A 16,466-nucleotide genomic window follows, 5' to 3' on the forward strand; every position below is an offset into this window, starting at 1 on the left:
ATCGCATCTGCAATGGCTGTTTCCGATAGTAAATTGACGGCGTCGGACCGTCAAGGACGTGCCGCCACCGCTTCGGTCGTGAGCGTCACGCCGGCGCGCAGCGTGTTCGTCACGTAGCAGACGCGTTCTGCCGCCTCGAGGAGCCGATCCAGCTCGGACTCGGGTACACCGACGAGCGCCCGGACATGAACGGCGCCGAACCGCAGCCCGTCGTACCTTCCCGTCACCTCGACCGACATGCCGTCGACCTCGATCGACCGCTTGCGGGCCGCGTGGCCGAGCGCCAGGAGGAAGCAGGAGGCGACCGATGACAGGAACAGGTCGGTCGGCTGTGGACCGAGGTCGGTCCCCCCGACCTCGACGGGCTCGTCGACCTCGATGGTGAAGGAACCGGCCTGGACCGTGCAGTGGTAGCCACCCTTCCAGACACCCGTGACCGTCCTGCCGGCACTCACCCGACCGTCAGTGCTCGTGGTCATGCTCATGCTCATGCTCATGGTCATGGTCATGGTCATGGTCGTGGTGGTGGTCCTCGCCGGCCCGGTGGTCGTGCCCCGCGGGACGGCGGCAGAGCACGTCGGCCCGGTCGTCGATGTCGGCCACCGAGATCACGCCGCGTTCGAGCAGCAGCCCCTCGAGGGCTCCGAGCCACCGCTCGTAGTAGCGGAACTCCCCCGGCTGCGATTCGCCAGCCGCCACCTCGGCGATCAGGCCGTTCTGGAAGTCCTTCCAGGTGAACAGCCCCTGGTCGGCAAGCGCTGCCGCGAGCCCGAACGCTCGACTCTCCCACGGCTGCTCGAAGACGAGCTCCCCGTTGGACCGAGGGAGCCCCTCGACCGACGTCGCGTCCAGCTCCCGCGTCTCCGTCATGACGAGACCTCGACTGTGGCCACGCCGACCATCGCGTCGCGGGTGACCAGTGCGGCGAGCTCCTCCTCGGACAGACCTTCGGAGCCCTCCGGTCGGAGCGGCAGGACGAAGTACCGGTTCTCGGCACTCGAGTCCCACACCTTGATGTCGACCTGGTCGTCGAGCGAGAGGCCCATCTCGGCGAGGACCTTGCGGGGCTCCCGGACGACACGGGAACGGTACGCCGGGTCCTTGTACCAGCTCGGGGGCAAGCCCAGGACCGGCCACGGGTAGCAGGAGCAGAGCGTGCACACCACGACGTTGTGCGTCTCGGGCGTGTTCTCCAGCACCACGATGTGCTCGCCCTGGGGTCCCGCGAAGCCGAGCTCCTTGATGGCCCCGGTGCCGTCCTCGAGCAGGCGGCTGCGATAGTCCGGATCCACCCACGCCTTGGCGACGACCTTGGCCCCGTTGAGCGGTCCGACGTCGTTCACGTAGCGGTTGATGAAGCCGTCCAGGATCTCCGTCTTCACCAGGCCACGCTCGGTGAGCAGCTCCTCGAGCGCTTCTGCGCGCAAGGCTGCCGGGGGCCGGTCAGCGGCACGGGGGTCGGCACTCACGGGGTGTCCTCCAGGTAGCTCTCGAAGAGGTCGATGAAGAGGGTCGACGGCTCCGCGTCGGCACCCCACAGCTCCGTCGACTCGAAGCGAACGGTGTAGACGTGCTGCGCGTCCTCACCGGTGAAGTGGGCCGTGCTGTCCGGCAGCACCGCAGCGGGACGAAGCGCCTCGATGACGCCCACCCGCCCGCGGACGTACGCCGGCATCCGGGTGTGACCCGGCTTGTGGAGGTCGCGCGCCCGCACCCGCTGGCCGACCACGAAGGCGGGCTTGTCGTCGATCTGGCGCAAGGACCCGGCACCGCCGCGCTCGTACGACGGCTTGTGCACTTCGACGTCGGCCGGCTCGACGACGTCCTCCCCGCGCAACCTGCGGGCGCGGGCCTCGACAGCCCCAGGTGCCAGCACACCGCTGTCGACGAGCAGTGTCTCAGCGGCGCGGAGCCACCGTCCGTAGTAGCCGTCGCCGAGGTACTCCAAGGGATGCAGCCGCTCGAGTGCGTGCCTGAAAGCGTCGAGGTTGGTTCCCGAGGCACCCATCGAGGCCAGGCCGAGCGCGAAGGTGCGCGCGTGCCAGTCCTCCTCGAAGACGGGTTCCGCGGGGTCGATGGCGACCGTGCCCCAACCCTGGGTGCCGCCCATGTCGTGAATGCCGTCCACTCCGAGCTCCTCAGGGTCTGGTGAGACGATATCTCCTATCCGATATAGATGGACCGTATGAGAGATATATCGGCTCGTCAACCATCGGATAGGATCCCTCTACTAAACGCCGGGTCTCCCGGCTGAGACGAAGGAGAGACCGTGACGACCGAGGCCACACCCGCCACCGGGGGTCAGACCGACTCGCCCCCCGACCGGCTCGCCGCCGCTCCCCTGTCGGAGGCGGATCTGTCTGCGGTGGTCTCCGGGATCGGGCCGAGACTCAGGTCTCTGCGCGGGCGACACGGGCTGTCACTCCAGCAGTTGGCGGATCGTTCGGACGTCTCGCCGGCCGCCATCCACAAGGTCGAGCAGGGCACGATGGTCCCCACCATCACCACGCTGCTCAAGCTCGCGGCGGCCTTCCATGTCCCCGTCGCGCACTTCATCGACGAGTCCGACACCCCTGCGACGCCCGTCGTCTACACGGCCGCGAAGCAGCGTCGCGTACGCCGGTCACCGGACGGCGACGTCGTGGTCGGCTCCCTGTCCGCCGAGTCCGGCCCGTTCGACGTGGCGGCGAACGTCACCGAGATCGCCGCGGGCGCCCGGTCAGCTGACCAGACCCGCCGTCCGGCCGGTGAGTCACTGGTCTACGTTCAGTCCGGGACCCTCGAGGTCACCGTCGGCGGGCAGCTCTTCCGGCTCTCTCCCGGCGACTCGCTGCACTTCCGCACCGAGCACGAGCACTCGTGGCGCAACCCGACGACCCGGGCCACGAAGGTCGTGTGGGTGTCGCTCCCGGATCGTCGGGGCTGACGACGTCGCCCGCCGCCCGAAGACCGGTCACCCGATGGCAGCGGGCCGCGGGCTGTCGAGGTGGACCGGAGGGCGCCGCTCGTTGCTGCGCAACGTCACCATCTCGACCAGGTCGAGCAACCGGTTCGCGTACCCCCACTCGTTGTCGTACCAGCCGAACACCCGCACCGCGCTGCCGTGCGACTCGATGTCCTGCAGCGAGACGACACACGACCGTGGATCACCGAGCACGTCCGTCGAGACCATCGGCATGTCGCTGACCCCGATGATGCCCGACCAGCGCTGCGACTCGGCAGCGGCGCGGAAGGTCTGCCGCACCTGGTCGGTGGTGGCCTCATCCGTGAGCATGCATACGACGTTGCTGAGAGAGCCGTCGGGCACCGGCACCCGCACTGCGACGCTGTGCACCTTGTCCTTGAGCTGGGGCATCACCAGGGCGAGCGCACGGTCGGCGCCCGTGCCGGTCGGGACGATGTTCTGGCCGGCCGCCCGCGCGCGTCGCAGGTCATGATGCGGCACGTCCAGCAGCTGCTGGTCGTTGGTGAAGGCGTGCACCGTGTCGACCCACCCGCCCTCGACCCCGAAGATCTCGTCGAGGACGGCGATGATCGGGGCGACACAGTTGGTCGTGCATGAGGCGTTGGAGATGATCCGGTGGGTGGTCGGGTCGAGCGTGGCCTCGTTGACGCCGAGGCAGATCGTCGCGTCAGCCGAGTCGGTGGGCGTCGAGACGATGACCCTGTTCGCGCCGGCGAGGAGATGGCCGGAGGCGCGGTCCCGGCTGGTGAACTGGCCGCTGCACTCGGCGACGACGTCGACGCCGAGCTTCGCCCAGGGCAGGTTCGCCGGATGGTTGGAGTGCAGCACCTTGATCCGCCGGTCACCCACCATCAGCTCGTCATCGGTGAACTCGACCGGGACGCCGAGGCGTCCGTGGACCGAGTCGTACTGAAGGAGGTAGGCCAGGGTCGAGGCCGGCGCGAGGTCGTGGACCGCCACCACCTCGACGAAGGAGTCGCGGGCCAGGATGGAGCGAAGCAGGGAGCGCCCGATCCGGCCGAGGCCGTTGATCGCGATCCGGGGAGCGTGGGTCATCAGGGTTCGTGGCCTGGTCAGACCGACGCCAAGGCCGGTTCGGCTTCGCGGAGGGGCGTCACGGTCGCCAAGGACCGGGCCCGTGGCGGCAGGGAGGCGAGGGCGACGAGGGCGTCGAACACGCGGTCCCCGTCGGACCAGACGTGCGCCTCGGCGAACTCGATCCATTCGCTCGGCGGGATGACCGGCTCGGTCTCGCCGTACTCGATCTCCCCCCAGGTCGCTGCCATCTCGATCAGCTCGACGAGCGACGTGAGCGGTTGCGCCTCGAGCGAGACGAGGCGGCGGTGGTGGCCGGGTGCCGTCTGGGCGAACCGGCACCGGCAGTCAACAGTTCCGTGGTCGACGTTGTCCATGCACGGATCGTGCGACCTGCCGTTGCACAGTCGTTGCACCGGGTTGCAGCGTGCTCACGAGACGCCTCCCGCCGAGGCGACCTCGTCGGCCTCGGTGAGCAGGCGAGCCTCGGCGTCGGCGTACTTCTGCAGCTCGTCCCCGGCCCGCGCGGTCAGGTCGTGCGCCTCCGCGAGGTAGGTCTCCGTCATCTCGGCGACGGCCGCCGGGGCCGCCCCTCCCAGCGCGGTGCGGGTCGCCACGACGGACCGTGGGTCGAGGACGGCGCTCACCTCCTCGGCGTCGAGTCCCAGCGGCCGCCCGATCACCGAGTGGGCCGCCAGATCGAGGTCCACCGGCGTGATGTCGACTCCGCGTACGCCGCGTCGGCTGGCGTGGCGAACGACCTCCCCGACGATGAGGTACGCCGCCCGGTAGTCCACCTCGCAGCGCATCATGACGAACTCGGCCAGGTCGGTGGCCTGCGTGTAGCCCTCCTGAAGGCGTTGCCACATCCGCTCCTCGTTGACGGTCAGGGTGTCGACGACACCGTCCATCAGCGCGGTGATGCGGGTCGCGAACTCGAGCGCCTTGGGGATCTCGCCATAGGCGAAGATCAGGTTGTCGCTGCGCGCCGACGGGCTCTTCACCACGGCGAGGAACCCGGTGAGGCGCCCGATCAGCACGCCTCCCCCACCCCGCACGATCGACAGCGCGTACGGGTTGCGCTTCTGCGGCATCAGCACCGAGGCACGGGTGTAGGGACCCGCCAGGTCGATGTAGTCGAACTCCTGGCTCGACCAGATCTCGAGGTCCTCGGCCAGCTTCGACTGGTTGGACAGCAGGCTGACGCTGGTGGCGAGCACGTCGACGAAGGTGTCGGTCTGCCACATCGCGTCCCGCGTGTGCGTGATCACGTCGTCGAACCCCAACAGGTCCGCGATCACCCTGCGGTCGTCCAGCAGCCGGCTCCCGTTGACGCAGCCCGCGCCGCCCGGGCTCGTGTTGATCTGGCCCAAGGCGCTCATCAGTCGCTCGCCGTCGCGGAGCGCGGGCGGCACGAACCCGAGCAGGTAGTGACCGAACGTCGAGGGCTGCGCTTGCTGCAGGTAGGTCTGGTCGGGCATGAAGACCTCGCGGTTGCGGTCAGCGGTGCGCGAGGTCGTCGCCGCGAACTCGCCGGCCGCGACGCCCAGCTCGGCGGTCAGGCGGCGGAGCACGAGGCGCAGCGCGACACGCGCTGCCTCACGCCGCGGGCGTCCGGCGTGCAGCCAGCCGGCGTCGTCCCCGATCCGCTCCACGAAGTGGCGTTCCCGCGAGTTGTACGGCTCGCCGTAGGCCGCGTCGTACGGGAAGTCCTCGGGTCGGGTGCGATGGGTCTCGAGCAGGACGCCGAGCAGCCCGGCCGCGGCCCGCTCCGGGATGACCTTGCGATGCCGCAGGTCCAGCACGTGCGCCATGTCGGCCAGGTTGAGACCGTGGTGCAGCAACGGCGCGTCGGCGATCTCCCAGGCGAACCCGGCCTCGACCAGAGCCGGTGCGGGCTGGTCCTTGGACGGGCCCTCGAGCCGACGGCCTGCGTTGCTGGCGGTCATGGACGTGCCTCCTCGCCGACAGCGGCGCCGGCTCTCGTGGGGGTGAGCTGATCAGCCGAGGCCAGTGCCCCGCCGGTACTCCAGTACACGAGGGGTCGGCCGAGCTCGGCCCGATGCTGCGAGACCCAGAGCAGGGCCTTGACGTTGTAGACCGGATCGGCGAGCAGTCCGCCGTGACGCAGCAGCCGGAGGGCCAGGTGGTCGGTCTCCGCCGAGCTGCTGCCGTAGCCGGGCCCCCGGCCGTCGACCAGGCGCCACCGGGCGGGCGCACCGGTCGCTCCAACCAGCCGGGCACAGGCCTCGGCCCGCTCGGCGATCTGCTGCTGGACGAGGGCGACCGGCCGGGAGACCGAGACACCGACCACGTCGACGCGGTCGCTGGCACCGGCCAGGGCGAGGCCGGTCACGAGCCCGGCGATGCTGCCACCCGATCCGACGGGAAGGACGACGGTGACCTCGGTCAGGTCATGCTCGTCCAGTTGCTCCAGCAGCTCGACCGCAGCCGCCGCGAAACCACAGGCACCGACAGCCGTGGCGCCGCCACGAGGGACGACGTACGAGGTGAGGCCCCCAGCCCGTTGGGCTTCGGCGATCTCGGCGGCGCGTTCGTCCATCCGTCCCCGGTCGGGAGAGCCGGTGAACTCGACCCGGGCGCCCGCCCGTCGCGACACCTGCAGTGCCGATGCGCCTTCCCGGGGATCGCCGTAGCAGACCTGCGTGACGGCGAGCCCGTGCCCGCCCGCCGCGACGGCCAGCATGGCCGCGAAGTTGGAGGTGGGACCGCCCGCCACCACGACCGTGTCCGATCCCTGCGCCAACGCGTCGGCGAGGATGTACTCCAGCGTGCGCACCTTGTTGCCGCCCCACGCGAAGCCGGTGAGGTCGTCGCGCTTGAGGTAGAGCTCGCGCAGCGCAGGCTCCCCGGCCAGGTCGGACACCCGCACGAAGGGGGTCGGGAAGATCCCCAGCGGGACCCTGGGGAGGTCGCCTAGTCCCATGCCGCGCTCTCCACCGGACGACGCCGAGCCCGTGCCACGACCTCGTCGGCCATCGCCGCTGCCGCACCGGTGTCGACCCGGGCCAGCTCGGCCAGCTCGTCCGCGGTCGCGCGTCCCTCCAGCACCACGGGGAGGGCGCGGCCGGATGCGAGCGCCTCGCGGTAGGCGTCGTGCAGCATCGCCTGGGCCCGATGCTTGCCGAGCCGGGCCGACATCGCGCTGAGCAGCCGCTCCGAGGAGGCCGAGCCGGTGGCCTCCAGGTTGGCCTTCATGCGGTCGGCGTCCACCTCGAGTGAGGCGACCAGGGAACGGGTCATCGCCGTGGCCGCGAGGGCGTAGTGGCACAGCTCTGGGACCACCGCCCATTCGGTCTTCCAGGAACGGCCGTCCCGCTCGTGCTCGCCGATCATCGTGTCGCCGAGCACGCCGGCCAGAGACCGAACCAGCCGGGCCAGGGTCACGACCTGCTCGCTGACCTCGGGGTTCCGCTTGTGCGGCATCGAGATGCTGCCGACCGTCGACGCACGGGTCGGCTCGCGCAGCTCGCCGACCTCCTGACGCGCGAGCACGTACACCTCGTTGGCGATCCGCGCCAACGACGTCGTCGCGCAGGCGACGACGTAGGCGAACTCAGCAAGCCGGTCCCGGGTGGTCAACCAGGAGACCGCCGGTTCGGCCAGCCCCAGTCGCCGGCAGTACGCCGCGCGTAGCGGCAGCGCTTGCGACCCGAAGAAGCCGAGTACGCCGACGGCGCCCCCGAGCTGCCCGACTCGCCACCGGTCACGGCTCTCGCGGAGCCGGTCCAGGTTCCGGCCGGTCTCGTCGGCCCAGGTCGCGGCCTTGAAGCCGAAGGTGATCGGCGCCCCCGGCTGCCCGTGCGTGCGACCGACCATCGGCGTCACGCGGTGGGCTTCGGCCAGGTCGAGCAGAGCGGCCTCGACCTCCGACAGGTCGCGCCGGAGGATCGAGGAGACCCGCTCCAGCTCCAGGACCAGTGCGGTGTCGGAGACGTCCTGCACCGTCGTGCCGAGGTAGACGTGCTCCGCCGCGGCTGCCGGCAGCAGTCGCTGCATGACGTGGATCATCCCGAGCGTCGAGTGCGACGTGGCCCACGTGCCCTCGGCGATCTCGGCGAGATCGAGCGGGCAGCCGCGCAGGGCCGCGATCGCGGCAGCCGACTCTGCGGGAATGATGCCGACCTCGGCCTGGGCCTCGGCGAGCGCGATGAGCACCTCGACCCACCGGCTGACGCGGGCGGTCTCGGAGAAGATCTCCCGGCTCTCCGTCGTGCTCCACTGGTGGCCGAAGATCTGGGAGTCGATCAGATGTGCGTCCACGCCACCCCCGCCCGGTCGACGACCGCCTTGATCGCGGTCCGGACCTCGGCGAGCGACGCGCCCCACGGGACGACGGTCGCGGCATCGGTGTCCTCGACGCCCTCCTGCAGGAGGCAGCAGCGCGTGAGAGTTGCGGGTTGGTCGGCCGCGATCCACTGGCGCGGGCAGATGTCGATGCGCTCGGGTTCGGAGCCGTAGAACCACTGGTGGATCTGGTTCGAGCGCTCACAGCCGAGCAACGTCCACGCGCGCTCGGGAGGCCGCTCATCGAGGAACGACACGGTGCTGCCGGCGAAGTCCATCCCCGAACCGCGGCACGGGATGAGCAGGTCGCGCGGTGGGTCGTCGTACGACTTCGCGAGGAGCTCGCGGCTGTCCACCAGGTCCGGCGCCACGACCACGGGCGGGAGGTCCTCCGCCGTGGACAGCACCCGCTGCACCTGGTCGAGCAGCTTCGCAGGTCCCGGAGGGATGACGTCGACGAGCCTGATCCGGACGGGAGCCGGGTTGAGGATGAAGCTGACGTGGGAGTACCGGCCCTCCACGACGACGCAGCGTGCGCCGGGCACGCGCTCCGCCGCTGCGGCGAGCTGCGACGGGACCGCGGTGTCGAGGGTCTCGTCGACCACGAGCGCGCAGGCGTCCGGCCCGGCGACCACCCGTGCCGAGACGGTGTGCGCGAAGAGCTCGTCCGACTGCTCGCGCTCGACCTCCACAAGGGCGACCCGCTGCCCGTGACGAGCCACGACGAACCGCGTGCGGAGGTACACCTCGCGGCCGGTGAAGTGCGCGGCCAGCCAGGCTGGCTCGAGGCTGGGAACGGCGGCCACTGCCACTTGGCGGTAGCGGGAGGGTACGACGTTCGACTCAGCGAGCACGGCCCGATGCCTCCAGCACGTTGCCGAGGCCGATGGTGTCCGAGCGCAGGCCGCGGCGCAAGGTCTCCAGCCCCATCACGTCCTCGAGGGCGATGTTCCCGAGGTTGACGTCCGTCCCCAACCGGCGCAGGAGGAAGGCCTGCTGCGCCCGCTGGGGGGCTTCGTAGATGATGCGCTGCGCGGCGGCGGACGAGTCGAGCTGCGTGACCAGCGACTCGCGCACCAGCCCGTCCGCGTCGTACAGGCCGACGGTGCCGCTCTCGCGTCCCTCGGCCACGATCCAGGTCGCTCCCGCATCGAGGTCCGCCTGGAGTTCCGCGATCCACGCGTCCGCGGAGACGACCTCGCCCGGGTCCTTGCGACCCACCTCGGCGAAGACCTCGAAACCGAGCGACTTGGCCCGCGTGATGATCTCGGCCTTGTCACTGAGGGGCAGGTCCGTCGAACCGCGGGACACCTCGACACACTCGAAGCCGGCCCAGGTCGCGAACTCGAAGAACTCCGTGATCCGGTCCTGCAGCCAGGCGATCTCGAGCAGGGTTCCGCCGGTGCACGGCTTGATCTGGCGATCCCGGAGGAGGCGGATCTTCTCGGCCAGGGCCGGTTCGACATAGGCCGTGCCCCAACCGAACTTCCAGAAGTCGATCCAGTCCGAATACACCCGAAGCACGGACTCGACCCGGTCCAGAGAATATCCTTTGTCCAGCACGTGGGTGAGGCCGACGGACCTGGGTTTGGCCGGTCGCTCCGGCAGCGTGAGAAAGCTGGGACCTGCACCGACCATGCTTCCGGCCTTCTCCCTCTGGATCGCCGACGGGACCGTGCCCTCCATTATCAGCAACAAGCATATACTATCGGAGATAGCGGGCCGTCCAGGGAGGGAGAGCGATCCTCGATGTCGACGAGCAGAGCCGCCTCGACGGTCTGCGTCCTCGGCGTGCTGCACGTCACCGACCCGGACGGGCACGAGCTGGGTCCGGTTCCGGCGGGACGCGCGGAGGTCCTGCTGCGGCGACTCGTCGCCGCCGACGGCGCTCTGGTCGACACCGACACGCTGGTCGACGCGCTGTGGGACGACGACGCTCCCCCGACTGCCGACCGCATCATCGCCTCGCTCGTGAGCCGGGTGCGCCGCTCGATCGGCTCCTCTGTCATCACCGGTTCGTCCTCAACGGGCTACCGCTTCAATGCTGGGCCCTCGTGGACCAGCGACCTCGCGACGGTCGAGGAGCTCACCAAGGCGGCCCAGGCACGGGCGGCACTGAGCCCGGCGGTCACCATCACTGCTGCCCGGCGCGCCTTCGCTCTGCTCGCACGCGGCGCGCCCGAGCTGTCCCCGAGGTTCGCGCAGCGACGATGGGCCGAGGACCAGCAGCGCTACGTCGACGCACTCGTGCGACGCCTGAACCGGGCCCGATGGGACGCCGAGGCACATCTGGGCATGTGGAGCGACATCGCCAGCCAGGCCGAGACGGTGCTCACCCACGCTCCGCAGGACGAGCTGGCGACCCGGATGTTCATGAACGCGTCGTGGCATCTCGGCGACCGCGCCTCCGCCCTTCGCGCGTACGACGAGCTGCGGCTCCAGCTGCGCAAGGACCTCGACGTCGAGCCGAGCCCGGAGACCGATGCCCTGTTCAGCGCCATCGTCAGCGGCGCCGAACCGGGACCGATCTCGTCCCGGCCAGGCCCTCCCGCCACCGGCATCTCCTCGCTGGTCGGCCGGCAGACCGAGCTCGCCTCCCTGGTCGAGTGCTGGCACGCGGCCTCCGCCGGAGCGGCCGGGTCGGTGCTCGTCACTGGCAACCCGGGCTCCGGGCGCTCGTCCCTCGCGCAGGACCTGGCCGACTACGTGGACCGCAGTGGCGCACGGGCCATCCGCGTCGACTGCTTCGAGGGCGAGCGCTCGTCACCGCTCCAGCCCCTCATCACGGTGCTGAGCCAGCTCCTGCTGCTGAACGCACCCGACCGCCTCACCCGCCTCCTCGGCTCCTGGGCGGACACGGCGCTGGAGCTCGTGCCGGACCTGCGGGACGTGATCGGCCCCCTGGAGTACCAGCGAGCGAGCCCGGAGATCGAGCACCAGCGCATCCTCAACACGATGCGTCACGTGCTCGCCAGCGCCTCGGAGGAGCAGCCGCTCCTCCTGTTCTTCGACGACCTGCACCTGGCCGGTACCGCCACGATCGAGGCGTTGCTGTGGCTGTTGCACAACCTCGGCGGCGCGCCCCTCCTGGTCGTGGCCACGGCCCCGTCCGACCGGCTCGACGAGGAGCTGCGTGCCCTCGCGGACCGCGGCCTCCTGGTGGAACTGGGGCCCCTCACGGAGTCCGAGGTCGCCCAGCTCGCGGCTCAGGCGGGGGTCGCAGCCGACGCGGCCTTCGTGTGGGAGCTCACCCTGGGGCAGCTGATGTTCGTCATCGAGGTGCTGGCCGCCCTGTCCCGCGGCGAGAGCAGGTCCGATGTCCCCGGCACGCTGCGGTCGGTCGTCCTCGGCCGGGTGCGACGCAGTGGCGCCGACGTCGACGAGCTGCTGCAGTCGGCCTCGGTCATCGGCACGGCGTTCGAGCTCGACACACTCGAGCGCCTGGTCGGACGTCCCGCGATCGACCTGATGCCGACGGTGCAGAAAGCGCTGGCCGCGGGACTGGTCGCCTCGCGCAACGACCTGTTCGTCTTCACACCACCGATCCTGGGCCAGGCCCTCTACGACAACCTGCCCGGCCCGATCCGCGTCCTCCGCCATCGCCAGCTGGCCGAGATCCTCTCGGATCGGCCCGAGCTTCGCGCCCTCCACCAGGAGCGCGCCGGGCTGACCGGTGCGGCCGCCCGATCCTGGTACGAGGCAGCCACCCGGGCGCACCACGCCTTCGCGAACGCCGACGCCGTCCGCCTGTGCTCCTCCGCTCTGGCAGCGGCGCGCCAGGCGGGCGATCGCGAGGTCGAGGGCCTGAGCCTGATCGGGCGAGGCACGGCGTACGAGGAGCTGGGCGACTTCGACCGGGCAACCGACGACCACCAAGAGGCTGAGACGCTCGCCGTCGCCAGCGGCGACCGGTCGCTACGTGCGACGGCGGTCGAGCGGCTGGGGTGGACGGCGTACTACCGCCGTGACGTCGAGGAGGCCGTCGCCCGCGCGGACGAGGCATGCCACATGCCCGGTGCGCGGCCCAGCGCCTGGAACCTGCTCGGGAGGACCAAGCACTGGGCGGGTGACTTCGACGCCGCCTACCGCGCCTACGAACGCGCCCTCGCGGAGGTCGGCAGCGAGGACGAGGCCGTGCGCGTCTCGGTGCTGAGCTGCCTCGGTGCGCTGCTCGCCCACGCCGACCGCTACGGCGAGGCGATCGACGTCCTCGACGACGCGGTCGCGATCTCGCACCGGATCGGCGCCTTCCATCCCCTGCTCCGCGGCCTCTTCTTCGCCGGGCTCGCGCGGGCCAACGCCGGGGATCTGTCCGGCGCCCTCACCGCCTTGCAGACCAAGGCCGCGATCCTCGAGCGGTACGACGTCTCGTTCTACCGCGCTCGCACCAACACGACGCTGGCCTGGGTGTGGCGTGAGCTCGGCGAACCGGGCCGGGCCCATGACCTGTCGGAGCTCGCGCTCGACCAGTCGCGCGAGGTGGAGGCCGGCTGCCTCCAGATCGAGCAGGAACTGCACGCGCTCTGCTCGCTCGCCGAGAGCGAGCGGCTCGACGGACGCCCCGGCCTGGCCGCCGAACGTCTCGAGACGGCCACAGCGCTCATCGAGCACTGGCTGCCGTTCCGGTGGCGCGCCAACCTGCGCATCCAGGAGGTGGGCTCCCGGCTCGGCCTGACCGATCCCGAAGCACTGCTCGAGGCCGCCCGCGCAGCCGGCTCGGTGAAGTACCAGTCGCTGGCGCTCCATCTGCTGGGACGCGGCGAGGAAGCGGCGACCCTTGCCCGGCAGACCGGTTCGCTCCTGCTCCTCGGCGAGGTCGGCGACCCGGCGGAGGCCCGGGAAGCACTCAAGCGCCTGGAGGTGACGCTCCCCCGTCAGCTCAGGACGAGCTTCACCCGGTCGGGGAGACTGCCCCGACTGTTGTGACGGTCCCGGCGGCGAGACCGATGCCCCACAGCAGCGCGATGCCGGAGGAGCCTCCGATCGCGGACACCGTGGCGAACGCCTCCTCGAAACCTGGCACGTCCTGCTGTGCCGCATGCGCCATCAGGTCATGGACGGGCGCGATGCTCTGCCCGCGCGCCGCCCACCCGAGGAACGACCGGCTCAGGTTCGTCGTGGCGGCCTCCTCCGCAACGCGGCCGAGGCGGTGGCGGTCACCGCCCTTCCATGCGTGGACGAGCAGGACCCCCGAGAGAACGTCGTCTCCGGTCGGCGTGAGTCCCCCTCCCCTGCCTTCGAGCAGCGCTCGGATCCGCAGGAGATCACCTGCGGCGACTGCCTGTCGGACCTGGTCCCACGACGAGCGGAGGTCCGGCGGGACGGTCAGGCGGTCGAGCATCTGGCCCAGGTAGGGCGCCGCGGTACCCAGGGTCGTGGGCCCTGGCATCACGGGTGCGTAGACAGGCGCCGATGTCAGCGCGATCCGCCACGCCGTCGAGCAGAGCAGGCCGCCGTCCAGCCAGACGGTGAGACCCTCGAGCGCACTGACCGGCGGGCTCCCGAGGATCAGATGGATCGGCCCAGGCGGGACCGAGGGGCCGGCCACGGCGTACAGCCTGCCGTCGGCCTGCACGTAGAAGCCGTGACGGAAGGCTCCCACGACGGTCCCGAGCGCTCCGTCCTCGTGGGCGGCGGCGACACCCGACCCGACGACGACCGGGACCAGCTGCCGCATCATCGACTCAGGCGAGACGCCGGTCGAGGTCGAGCAGCGCGTCGACGAAGCAGGCGATGGGCGCCCAGGCGACACCGGCTCCCACCTGACCACGGCCATCGGTCGCGTGGATGATGCCGGTGTTGACGGCCGGCGTGATGCCGAGCTCGACCACCTTGCGCACGTCCACGCCGACCGGGGTGCCCACGTTGTCCAGGATCGGGAGGCGGAACCGGGGGCTCTCGCTCGCGCAGATGCGCTGCATGCTGCGGGTGGCCGCGATCGCGTGGGACATCCGTCCTCCGAGGAAGCCGGCCACCGCGGGTGAATTGGCCGCGGCCGGGCCGCCGAGTCCGACGAGCTCGAGCACGGCACTGTCACCGATGTCGGGCGCGCTCGTCTCCGGCCCGAAGCCCGGGTAGTACAGCGCATCCTGGATCGGCGGCGACGGCGCGAGGAACCAGTCGCCACCACCGGCGAGGCGGACGCCGTACGTCGAGCCGTTGCGCGACATCGTCGTGACGATGCTCGAGTCGGGCACCTCCGACGCCCACTCGACCAACGACTTGGCCGCGGCCATGGCCACGTTGAGGAACATCAGGTGGTTGGCACTGAGGAACGTGGCCACCTCGGCGGCCGCCTCGTGCGTGCTGCGCACCAGCGAGGGCAGCAGGTCGCGCAGGAACAGGTTCGTGGTGGCCTGGACGCGCATGTGCACGTCGTCCCCCATCGGCACACCCTGGGCAGCCAGCGCGAACACGTCGACTGGACCGTTCGCCGTCAGGGCTTCGGCCAGGACCGGTCCGAGCCTGTCGCGGACGAACCGGAGCCGGTCGATCGCGGCGTCGCTGTCCACGCCGAACCACTGCACGGCGCCGGAGCCCTGGTTGATGCTGGAGTACGCCGTGATGTCGCCCGCCTCGTTGTGCACGACGTACACGGGGGCGGACGGGCCGAGGGACGTGGCCATCGGTACGACCGTGCGGTGCTCGTTCGCCGGCTTGAGGTGCACCTCGCCGGCCTCGACGAGCCGCCCCGCGGCGTCGACGTCGTCTGCCCAGCCCTCGGCGACGACGGCCGCACGCACCGACCGCCGCAACGGGTCGGGCATGTCCTGCCACGCGATGACGGGACCGCAGTGGAGGATGTCACGCTCGCCCATCCCTTCGATCACGGCTCCCGCGCGGTCAACGCCCACCAGCATCGGGACGCCCTCGTTGAGCCGGCGGAGCACCTCGGTGTTGGCGCGGTCGATCCGGTCCGTCCGGGGCCCGAGGAGGCGGGCCAGGGCCGCCACCGTCTTCGCCTCGCCCCCGCCGGGGATCCGCCAGTCCACACCGATGACCGACTGCCCCTGACTCCGCAGAGCGCTCTCGAACAGGGGAAGCCCGATGTTCACCACGTCCACGACCGTCGGCAGCTCGACGACAGGAGTCACGCTCATCAGCAGGCCTTTCGGGATGGGGAGTCGGCGACGCGCGTATCTCGCCCGACACGTTCATCTACTATAGGATACGTCTCATGGTCGGTCCACCACTCACCGTCACTCGAACGGCTCCCCAAGACGTCGTCCAGATCGTGCGCCGACACGCCGGCGTGTCCGGCAAGGGCGCGATCGCCGCGGTGGCCGGATTCGTGGACCCCAGTGACCCGGTGCATGGCCCGGGGGACGACGGGGCCGTCGTCGAGCTCGACGGTGCGCGTGCCGTCGTCTGCGGTGAGGCGATCGCGCCGCAGTTCGTTCGCAGCGACCCGTACGGCGCGGGCATCGCCGCCGTGTTGGCCAACATCAACGACGTGGCCGCCATGGGCGGAGTACCCAAGGCGATCGTCAACACCGTCATCGGTCGCGACGCGGATCTGTCCGAGGTGCTGCGCGGCATGCGCGACGCGGCCGACATGTACGAGGTACCGATCGTGGGAGGGCACCTAACCGGTGCCGACTCGGACGCCGCTCTGTCCGCGTTCGCGCTCGGGCAGGTGCGGACGCCGCTCTCGATGGCCAACGTGCGCCCGGGCCAGGCGGTGCTCTTCGCCGCATGCCTCGACGGGACCATGCGTACCGACTTCCCGTTCTTCACCTCCATCACCCAGCAGCGCTCGACCCTCGCGCGCGACGTCAGGCTGCTCGCTCGTGTCGCCGACCTGGGCGCGGCCGTGGCCGCCAAGGACGTCTCCATGGCCGGCGCCCTGGGCTCGCTGGCCATGCTGCTCGAGTTCACCCGGCACGGGGTGGACGTCGACCTGGACCACCTGCCGATCCCCGCCGACACCGACCCCGCGCAGTGGCTGATCGCCTTCCCGACCTACGGCTTCTGGCTGACCGCCCCCCAGGACCGGGCAGCCGACTGCAGGAGAGTCTTCGAGCAGCACGGCCTGGCCTGCGCCCAAGTGGGGACCGTCCACGAGTCGACCCGCATCACCGTGCGATGCGGAGGTCTCCAAGCGCCCTTGATGGACCTCGCCACGGAGTCGATCACCGGGCTGTGGTCCTCCTAGCCG

General features: G+C 70.8%; 16 protein-coding genes. 3 read left to right on the forward strand and 13 right to left on the reverse strand.

The window, feature by feature from the left end:
- Window positions 1–50 precede the first annotated feature (50 nt).
- From ACYQ0U_RS07125 to nthB, 4 genes are read right to left on the reverse strand one after another with little or no spacing between them, the layout of a single operon-like run.
- Window positions 51–479 carry an OsmC family protein gene (locus tag ACYQ0U_RS07125; protein WP_459971007.1) on the reverse strand — a complete coding sequence of 143 codons (429 nt, stop codon included), beginning with the start codon at window positions 477–479 and terminating at the stop codon, window positions 51–53.
- Window positions 463–870: a nitrile hydratase accessory protein gene (locus ACYQ0U_RS07130; RefSeq protein WP_459971012.1), complete on the reverse strand. Its 408-nt coding sequence runs from the start codon at window positions 868–870 to the stop codon at window positions 463–465. Before ACYQ0U_RS07130 ends, ACYQ0U_RS07125 begins: the two co-directional genes overlap by 17 nt.
- The gene (nthA, locus tag ACYQ0U_RS07135) at window positions 867–1,469 is read right to left on the reverse strand and encodes a nitrile hydratase subunit alpha (RefSeq protein WP_459971015.1); all 603 of its coding nucleotides are present in this window, start codon (window positions 1,467–1,469) and stop codon (window positions 867–869) included. Before nthA ends, ACYQ0U_RS07130 begins: the two co-directional genes overlap by 4 nt.
- Complete coding sequence (nthB, locus tag ACYQ0U_RS07140) at window positions 1,466–2,128, reverse strand: nitrile hydratase subunit beta (protein ID WP_459971019.1); 663 nt, start codon at window positions 2,126–2,128, stop codon at window positions 1,466–1,468. Before nthB ends, nthA begins: the two co-directional genes overlap by 4 nt.
- Before the next feature lie 237 nt (window positions 2,129–2,365).
- Here nthB and ACYQ0U_RS07145 point away from each other — a divergent pair, with 237 nt between their 5' ends.
- Window positions 2,366–2,926: a helix-turn-helix domain-containing protein gene (locus ACYQ0U_RS07145; protein ID WP_459971404.1), complete on the forward strand. Its 561-nt coding sequence runs from the start codon at window positions 2,366–2,368 to the stop codon at window positions 2,924–2,926.
- A 27-nt stretch (window positions 2,927–2,953) separates the two neighbouring features.
- On the opposite strand, the gene gap is transcribed toward ACYQ0U_RS07145, so the two are convergent.
- The 7 genes from gap to ACYQ0U_RS07180 are packed head-to-tail and all read right to left on the reverse strand — an operon-like array spanning window position 2,954 to window position 9,994.
- A complete protein-coding gene (gene gap / locus ACYQ0U_RS07150) occupies window positions 2,954–4,021 on the reverse strand; it encodes a type I glyceraldehyde-3-phosphate dehydrogenase (RefSeq protein ID WP_459971023.1) in 1,068 nt (355 codons plus the stop codon).
- 17 nt (window positions 4,022–4,038) lie between these two features.
- Window positions 4,039–4,377: a hypothetical protein gene (locus tag ACYQ0U_RS07155; protein ID WP_459971025.1), complete on the reverse strand. Its 339-nt coding sequence runs from the start codon at window positions 4,375–4,377 to the stop codon at window positions 4,039–4,041.
- A gap of 54 nt (window positions 4,378–4,431) precedes the next feature.
- The gene (locus tag ACYQ0U_RS07160) at window positions 4,432–5,949 is read right to left on the reverse strand and encodes an argininosuccinate lyase (RefSeq protein WP_459971030.1); all 1,518 of its coding nucleotides are present in this window, start codon (window positions 5,947–5,949) and stop codon (window positions 4,432–4,434) included.
- On the reverse strand, window positions 5,946–6,947 hold the full coding sequence (locus ACYQ0U_RS07165) for a 1-aminocyclopropane-1-carboxylate deaminase/D-cysteine desulfhydrase (RefSeq protein WP_459971031.1): 1,002 nt from the start codon (window positions 6,945–6,947) through the stop codon (window positions 5,946–5,948). Before ACYQ0U_RS07165 ends, ACYQ0U_RS07160 begins: the two co-directional genes overlap by 4 nt.
- Window positions 6,938–8,284 (reverse strand): class-II fumarase/aspartase family protein, encoded by a 1,347-nt coding sequence (locus ACYQ0U_RS07170; RefSeq protein WP_459971034.1) that lies wholly within the window; start codon window positions 8,282–8,284, stop codon window positions 6,938–6,940. The genes ACYQ0U_RS07165 and ACYQ0U_RS07170 overlap by 10 nt, the downstream gene beginning before the upstream one ends.
- Window positions 8,269–9,162 carry an XcbA family protein gene (locus ACYQ0U_RS07175; protein WP_459971037.1) on the reverse strand — a complete coding sequence of 298 codons (894 nt, stop codon included), beginning with the start codon at window positions 9,160–9,162 and terminating at the stop codon, window positions 8,269–8,271. Before ACYQ0U_RS07175 ends, ACYQ0U_RS07170 begins: the two co-directional genes overlap by 16 nt.
- Complete coding sequence (locus ACYQ0U_RS07180) at window positions 9,152–9,994, reverse strand: phosphosulfolactate synthase (protein WP_459971406.1); 843 nt, start codon at window positions 9,992–9,994, stop codon at window positions 9,152–9,154. The genes ACYQ0U_RS07175 and ACYQ0U_RS07180 overlap by 11 nt, the downstream gene beginning before the upstream one ends.
- Before the next feature lie 63 nt (window positions 9,995–10,057).
- Here ACYQ0U_RS07180 and ACYQ0U_RS07185 point away from each other — a divergent pair, with 63 nt between their 5' ends.
- Window positions 10,058–13,234 (forward strand): ATP-binding protein, encoded by a 3,177-nt coding sequence (locus tag ACYQ0U_RS07185; protein ID WP_459971039.1) that lies wholly within the window; start codon window positions 10,058–10,060, stop codon window positions 13,232–13,234.
- Here the strand turns inward: ACYQ0U_RS07185 and ACYQ0U_RS07190 are convergent.
- On the reverse strand, window positions 13,200–13,988 hold the full coding sequence (locus ACYQ0U_RS07190; protein ID WP_459971041.1) for an oxamate carbamoyltransferase subunit AllH family protein: 789 nt from the start codon (window positions 13,986–13,988) through the stop codon (window positions 13,200–13,202). The genes ACYQ0U_RS07185 and ACYQ0U_RS07190 overlap by 35 nt on opposite strands.
- 4 nt (window positions 13,989–13,992) lie before the next feature.
- Window positions 13,993–15,408, reverse strand: coding sequence for a YlbE family protein (locus ACYQ0U_RS07195; protein ID WP_459971045.1), 1,416 nt, complete (start codon window positions 15,406–15,408; stop codon window positions 13,993–13,995).
- 77 nt (window positions 15,409–15,485) lie between these two features.
- Between ACYQ0U_RS07195 and ACYQ0U_RS07200 the strand changes: the two genes are divergently transcribed.
- Window positions 15,486–16,463, forward strand: coding sequence for an AIR synthase related protein (locus tag ACYQ0U_RS07200; RefSeq protein ID WP_459971048.1), 978 nt, complete (start codon window positions 15,486–15,488; stop codon window positions 16,461–16,463).
- The last annotated feature ends 3 nt before the right edge of the window (window positions 16,464–16,466 follow it).

It is taken from the genome of Nocardioides pyridinolyticus, assembly GCF_054653575.1.

Coding starts and splice junctions, on each gene's coding strand:
- ACYQ0U_RS07155 (WP_459971025.1), bottom strand. CDS start 4,377: ATGGACAACGTCGACCACGGAACTGTTGACTGCCGGTGCCGGTTCGCC.
- ACYQ0U_RS07195 (WP_459971045.1), bottom strand. CDS start 15,408: ATGAGCGTGACTCCTGTCGTCGAGCTGCCGACGGTCGTGGACGTGGTG.
- gap (WP_459971023.1), bottom strand. CDS start 4,021: ATGACCCACGCTCCCCGGATCGCGATCAACGGCCTCGGCCGGATCGGG.
- ACYQ0U_RS07125 (WP_459971007.1), bottom strand. CDS start 479: ATGACCACGAGCACTGACGGTCGGGTGAGTGCCGGCAGGACGGTCACG.
- ACYQ0U_RS07190 (WP_459971041.1), bottom strand. CDS start 13,988: ATGATGCGGCAGCTGGTCCCGGTCGTCGTCGGGTCGGGTGTCGCCGCC.
- ACYQ0U_RS07200 (WP_459971048.1), top strand. CDS start 15,486: ATGGTCGGTCCACCACTCACCGTCACTCGAACGGCTCCCCAAGACGTC.
- ACYQ0U_RS07180 (WP_459971406.1), bottom strand. CDS start 9,994: ATGGAGGGCACGGTCCCGTCGGCGATCCAGAGGGAGAAGGCCGGAAGC.
- ACYQ0U_RS07185 (WP_459971039.1), top strand. CDS start 10,058: ATGTCGACGAGCAGAGCCGCCTCGACGGTCTGCGTCCTCGGCGTGCTG.
- ACYQ0U_RS07160 (WP_459971030.1), bottom strand. CDS start 5,949: ATGACCGCCAGCAACGCAGGCCGTCGGCTCGAGGGCCCGTCCAAGGAC.
- ACYQ0U_RS07165 (WP_459971031.1), bottom strand. CDS start 6,947: ATGGGACTAGGCGACCTCCCCAGGGTCCCGCTGGGGATCTTCCCGACC.
- ACYQ0U_RS07130 (WP_459971012.1), bottom strand. CDS start 870: ATGACGGAGACGCGGGAGCTGGACGCGACGTCGGTCGAGGGGCTCCCT.